The organism is Alteromonas sp. BZK5 (assembly GCF_014349115.1).
Taxonomy (GTDB): domain Bacteria; phylum Pseudomonadota; class Gammaproteobacteria; order Enterobacterales; family Alteromonadaceae; genus Alteromonas; species Alteromonas macleodii.
On sequence record NZ_JACSOE010000134.1, the window covers coordinates 1 to 6,291 of the forward strand.

A 6,291-nucleotide genomic window follows, 5' to 3' on the forward strand; every position below is an offset into this window, starting at 1 on the left:
TTTAATATGCGCGGAAATACAATCAATGTCGACATAGACGCCCTAAACATTTTAGTGACCGGGCTATCAAATGAAAACTTGGCCCAATTTGAGCAATCTTTGTTCAAATGTGTGGAAAAGCTTTCGTTCAAGAACCATTGTTCACCATACGCCATCATGAAGCGCTCTAGAAGTTACCAGCAGAGTGTAATTCTGCCGCTGTGCAAAGAATTTCAATATGGAAAGGTAAACACTGAAACACCTTGTTTAGTTATAAGCACTGGTTACAGATACTCTATCGATGAAAAGCTTCTAATTCAGTTGAAAGGTTTTCCGCTAACCAGATATCACTATGACGTTGCTCGTTTCTGGTTTAAATATCTCACCCGAAAATGTAATAAGAGGCAAGGCTTCACTCCCTTGTTCAGTATATCAATGTTTCATCTAGCGACTGATTTCTTTCGCCCGCTTGGGTCAATTGGCGTTGAGCTACGCGGAAGCAAAAAAAGTGCGTTTTATGTTGAAAATGGATCACTAACAGGAGTAGGTATCGGAAGTTTGCGGTCCGCAGTCAGAGTCACAGCGTACAGCCGAAACGAAAAACTCTTGAGGTCTGGCAGACCGAGTGCACCCAGTCTAAACAAGCCTTGCACCCGCATCGAGAAGAAAGTAAAACTGAAGAATGCAACCTGTTGGGAGGAGCTGATTTCACTAGTTGATAAGCATATAGCTCTCGACAATTTGTTTATCTACGACCTCGATAAGTTATTTACATCGACTCAGTTAGACTTCAGATTACTAAACTGTATTAAGAACTTGGGTGCTCATCAAGTTATTGCTGCTCAGCAAAGTGATAATGAGCGGAGAAAGCTGAGAAGGTTGATGGCTCGTCATCGAATAGATATTCATTCCGGGGAATACAGCTGGGATTATGGACCCTCTATCAAGTACCTCAAGCACTTTTGCAGCCCTTTTCGTAAGTGGGTTAGTAAGAGGGGGCGATGTACCCAAAAGGAGTTCGTTGAAACCTTCTTGAAGCAATAACAATAAACTTTAAAAGCTAAGGTGCCTGCGTACCTTAGCTTCACTACACTGGTACAAAACAGCCGTATAACCTCTCACAAAGCCTCGCTATCATATATTCAGCTTTTCACAGCAATTCCATTCTATTTCAATACTTTTAAACTAAATATCGGAGCATTTTATGAATGCAGCATGCCCCTATGCGCTGTATTTAGGTCGACTTGCGCCTAATAGTCAGCGCTCTATTGCTTCACAGCTAAATAGTATCGCCGATTTGCTACGTTGGCCCGAAAAAAAGCGTGAGATGATGTACCACAAGATAGACTTTCAGCAGGCTAGTCATATCAAAGCATTGCTTATTGCTAATGGCTGGTCAGCACGGTCTATAAACAGAGCAATGACAGCAATACGCAGTATTGTAGGCGTTGCCGTTATGTCAGGTATGGCGCCTGAAATGCAATTAGTTCAGCTCCGTGCTATCAGCAAAGTGAGCCACGGCGCGCATGACGGTAAGCCGCTTTCGGTTAAGCAGGTTCAAACGCTATTCGCACATTTGAAGCAAAATACGTCCGTACTCGGTATCCGCAATTATGCTGTATTGGCAACACTTCTAGGAACGGGGCTACGACGAAGTGAGCTAGTTGCGCTATTACTTCAAGACTATGTAGCAGGCTCGGCGCTTATCGTGAGAAAAGGAAAGGGGAACAAGAGCCGTACCGTTCACTTACCGGAATGGGCGCAGCACGCGCTAAACGAATGGCTAGCGTTACGTGGTAAACACAAAGGTTATTTGTTTCACAGAGTAGCGAGAGGTGGGAACATCCAACACGATACTCATTTATCTTCATGCGCTGTTTATTCTCTAATTCGTAAATCACTGTCCGCCATTGGCATTGAGGGAGCGTCACCGCACGACCTTCGGCGTACTTTTATCACGCGTTTACTCGAGCAGAATGTCGATTTAAATACCGTTCGACAGATGGCAGGGCATGCAGATATCAGTACGACGATTATGTATGACAAACGCAGTGAAAAGGTCATGCAACAAGCTGCCTCCTTACTTTCCTACAAATTGTGAGGTCTATATGTCTCATAAAGTGTTAAGAAAGTCTGGTGAGTTGCATTATCTTGCGTGTGAGTGGGGCAAGCGGCTACTTCGATATTTGCCATCAGTTGATACCGATGTACTTAGTAAAAGCCTTGCGTCTAATCTGCGCGGGAGCAGTGTTTCAAGCGTACCGTTTTTCAAAGACAGAAATGAAAGCGTCAACTATAAAGCATGCTTAACTATAAGCGATAGGCAACCTAAGGTTACCAAAACGTTTCAAGACAACTGTAGTTTCATCAGAAGCCTAATGGATTTACCGAAACAAACCGATTTGCTTGTTCAGTTCACCTTGCTCTCACAAGTAAATCAGTGGTTAAGGGCGTTAGCTTCATCCGTGCATTTACAAGCTAACCATTTGTCTCTGAATGAAATTGTTAAAGACATAACAGGTGTTAATGACGAGCAGTTTGCTCATGCTACAGCGCGATTGAATCAATATGGTTTCTTACCGGATGTGGATTTTTTATCGTATGATTTTGGTGAAATGCCTAAGGTGCTTGTCCGTAAGTTACTTACTGAAAAAATAACTTCTAGAGAAATGCTGGTCGAGCCGCTGCTTCACCCGTCCCCTAACGCTGCATTTGGGCTCAAGGATTTTCCACATGTCAATACAGAGCTTCTAGCGCGATACTTAAATGCTGCTACACAAGCCAGAACCGTGGGTACAAGTGTATTGCTGTATGGTGAATCTGGAACAGGCAAAACGGAATTATCTCGAGCACTAGCGAAAAGTTGTGGTAGAACGCTTTATGAAATCCGCTCTACGGCACTAGCTAGCAACTATGCCGATGATGAGTTTAACAGTCGCTTCCCTAACAAGGACAGGCTTCGTTATCTTTCTTTGCTCAACTCATTACTCACTAACAAATCTAACGCTATGATGTTAGTCGACGAGTGTGAGGGCTTATTTGAAAATGTTGATAGCCAATACAGTAAAGAGCACCTACAGCGTTTTATCGAGTACAACGATATCCCTTGCATTTGGATAACCAATTATGTGCAGAGCCTTGAAGCCAGCTTTATCAGAAGGTTCAAGCTCGCCATTGATGTACCTTCATTGAAACCTGAAGAAATAGAAAGCGTTACGCGCTTTTACTATCGCGGGTTAGGTGTGTCTCTTGCTGCTCGAAAGCAAATCAGTCAGGTAGAGAATATCACGCCTGCGATAGTGGCCAATGCAACTCACATTGCGCACACCATTAAAGCAAAGAGCGTTGATGCAGAAACAGTGGTAAACGATGTCGTCGAGTACTCTCTCCGCGCGACAGAGCAGTGGCAAGACAAGCTTAACTACAAAGGCGAAATTCCGTTTGAAGTAAGCTACCTTAACATCAAGCAGCCACAAGCCTACCTTGAGGATATTACTTATGCACTTAAGCACAATCTACCTAGTCGTACGTTAATCTCTGGTCCTCCAGGAACAGGGAAAACCGCCTATGCGCATTATCTCGCTGAGTTAAACAATAGAAAGCTCTCGCGGGTTAAATGCTCGGACGTATTAAGTAAATGGGTTGGCGAAAGCGAACAGAAAGTTGCTGAACTCTTCCAGCGCGCACACGCAGAAGAGCAGGTTATCCTTCTTGATGAAGTTGACAGCTTACTCAGTGCTCGTGAAGGACTAAATACTCAACATGAACTTCAGTTCGTTAATGAGTTTCTAACGCAAATAGAGTGTTTCACGCAGCCCTTGTTTGCCGCTACAAACTTTGCCACCAAACTAGATAAAGCGGTATTGCGTCGTTTCGACTTCAAGCTTGATTGCCAATACTTAACTTCAGTGCAAGTACTAGAGCTTTATAAACAGATAACAGGAATTAAAAGACTAAGCGAGTCAGAAAGTGCAACGCTGCTTCAACTGAAATACCTGACTCCAGGTGACTTTGCCATCTTGGCGCGCCGCACCAAGTTTCGTCCTAACGCTTCAATTAGAGATTTTGCCATCAACTTATTGGCAGAAGAAAACCAACGTAAGCAAACCAAACCCCAACCGGGCTTTATTCGCCCTCACTAACCCATAGAGGTAAACACTATGTCTACATCCGTATTGAGTTCGCTCAAGGTCATCGCTCGCCCTAAAATTGAGCCCAAACCTCCCGTTATCGGTAAGCGTTTAAAGCTTATTGAAAGGCTAGAGCAACAAAAAGAGATGGCGCAATGCCTTATCGACAACAAACGTTTTGAGGCGTTTAAGGAAAAGAAAGTTAAGAACCCTGAAACAGGTGAAATCACCACTCAGCGCAGACCCACCACTGTTCGACCGTGGTATTACGATAGCGACGAATACTACTATCTTGAAATAAAAGTAGGTAATAAACCTATTGAACTTCAAAAAGGTAAACCTGCGATAGATGTTGGCGATAAAGCCAAGCTACCTGAGATTATCGATACCGTTATACAGGCGATTGAAAAAGGTGAGCTTGATAGTGCTCTACTCAAACCAGTTGTTCCTAAAAAGGCGGGGCCGAAAAGTCAATAAAAGTAGAGCCGTTGAAAGGGTGATAATCAGTGTCGCCCTTTCTCTTTCAATAATGCGGCAGTAATAAATCAAATAACGAACAATCAAGCCTTATTTCAACAAGCAACTTAACGCTGCCAATACGACTAAATTAGCTTTTTATGCGGCTCGCTTCGACAAAAAAGCCAACCTATTTCAAATTAACATCAAGGAACCAAATTATGCGCATTCACAGCGAAGGGCTAGCTTTGCCTGTTACCCACAAGTTTACTAACGCAATAACGGTTATGCTGAACGAAAAGGGCATTTTGGGTAATAGTGTAACTATTAACTTTCGTGACCCGACTTACTCAGCCGAGAATGGAGGTTTTCATCCTGTCGAAATTAGACTGGAACGGCAGAATAACACTTGGCGCCTGTGCTATATCACAGACTTCGCTTACGTCGGGAGTGGCCCCTATGCAGAGTTAGCAAAAGACCTCGACTTTGATTTCCAAGCAGGCGTATTTCAAAACCTTTTCGGCGTTTTTCCTATCGAACAGGCAACCGATATGTATCAGATATGGGAAGGTAATTTTCTGCATTACTGGATTGAGTTGGAAGCGTTTTCGATAAACATCTCAGAATAGACTAGGCACTTTTTTTAAAACTGTAAACAGATAAGGAGCATTGAAAAACAGTGAGGATAAATATTGTGTCGAGATGTGTTTCCAATCTCAATGTTACCAGTAAGAAAGCGGCCTATTCTGTCTTTGTGGGTCGAGAGCCAGGAGTGTACGAAACGTGGAAAGAAGCTGAAGCTCAAGTCAAAGGTTACAGCGGAAACCGTTATAAAGGTTTTCCGTCACTATTAGAGGCAAGGCGTGCCTATAGATGCTTTCTCAAGGAGGCTAAGGTAGTGACTGAATCAGAAAACAAACCCCAAAAAGTTAAAAAGACAAAGCCGGGTGTTATTACCGGCGTTGACGTTCCACCTTGGAATTTGGACTAGCTAGAACGTCAAGTGCATGGAGCTGTACAGATAACCTCTGTCGTTCCATGCCGTCTATATTACAACCGCTCGGTTATTCGGTAGATAATGAGTTTATGAGCGATAGTCCAAAATGATGGACGAGAAATAGAGGTAAACCTGCCAAAATGAAGATGATTTCTGACGTTTGTACCTTTCTTTTCTGTGATAATAATATCGACAGTTGACTGGTAAGTGTTTCATGCTCTTCGTTCGTTATAAGACAAGCTTTTTTATGATTTATACACGCTAATTGTATCCAGTCAGAATGAGTTATCTTTCTCGCATCACTTAACTCTTTTGTTCCCTCTTCAGCTGAAAGGCGTTTGTATATTTTGCCTCTACAGCTACTTACGCTAATTTGGCTCGATAAAAATGATTCTGGAGTTTTTACATGCCTTGTAGCTTCGACCATAGGATAGTTGATGAAAGCGTATCCTAAATCAGTCTCATCTGAATAAAGATTAATGAATGTCTCTAGCGTTTCAAAGGAAAATTTATCATCATTGTATTCAAGATCGAAGAACAAATAAATTTCTGTGAATTTATGTCGAGATATGCCAGCTAAGGCCTCCTGATTCTTTGGTTGGGTTTTCGACTCCCGTAATAACTCAACCACGTAAGCGATCAATATAGACCGTTGTGATTCGTTTAGTGTTTGAGGCTATCTTCGTTTAAGGAGATGCGTTCTATATCTAACCGTGCTTCACAGCCGAA

At 42.7% G+C, this 6,291-nt stretch carries 6 protein-coding genes; 5 read left to right on the forward strand and 1 reads right to left on the reverse strand.

All coding sequences use genetic code 11. The features are described from left to right. Nucleotides 1-1,183 precede the first annotated feature (1,183 nt). The 5 genes from BIZ39_RS19880 to BIZ39_RS19900 all read left to right on the forward strand — a co-directional run bounded on the left by BIZ39_RS19880 (nt 1,184) and on the right by BIZ39_RS19900 (nt 5,556). Entirely contained in the window at nt 1,184-2,080 is an 897-nt protein-coding gene (locus BIZ39_RS19880; RefSeq protein WP_187447839.1) for a tyrosine-type recombinase/integrase, read from the forward strand. Between the two features lie 7 nt (nt 2,081-2,087). Beyond that, nucleotides 2,088-4,121 carry an AAA family ATPase gene (locus tag BIZ39_RS19885; RefSeq protein ID WP_069944858.1) on the forward strand — a complete coding sequence of 678 codons (2,034 nt, stop codon included), beginning with the start codon at nt 2,088-2,090 and terminating at the stop codon, nt 4,119-4,121. Nucleotides 4,122-4,139: 18 nt separating this feature from the next. Next, nucleotides 4,140-4,586, forward strand: a complete 447-nt coding sequence (locus BIZ39_RS19890; protein ID WP_049588290.1) for a DUF6641 family protein — start codon at nt 4,140-4,142, stop codon at nt 4,584-4,586. 200 nt (nt 4,587-4,786) lie between these two features. Next, nucleotides 4,787-5,194: a DUF2787 family protein gene (locus tag BIZ39_RS19895; protein WP_187447840.1), complete on the forward strand. Its 408-nt coding sequence runs from the start codon at nt 4,787-4,789 to the stop codon at nt 5,192-5,194. Nucleotides 5,195-5,259: 65 nt separating this feature from the next. Then, a complete protein-coding gene (locus BIZ39_RS19900) occupies nt 5,260-5,556 on the forward strand; it encodes an RNase H1/viroplasmin domain-containing protein (protein WP_080986439.1) in 297 nt (98 codons plus the stop codon). 73 nt (nt 5,557-5,629) lie between these two features. Here BIZ39_RS19900 and BIZ39_RS19905 read toward each other — a convergent pair whose 3' ends face one another. Continuing rightward, entirely contained in the window at nt 5,630-6,193 is a 564-nt protein-coding gene (locus BIZ39_RS19905) for a hypothetical protein (RefSeq protein ID WP_187447841.1), read from the reverse strand. Between the last annotated feature and the right edge of the window lie 98 nt (nt 6,194-6,291).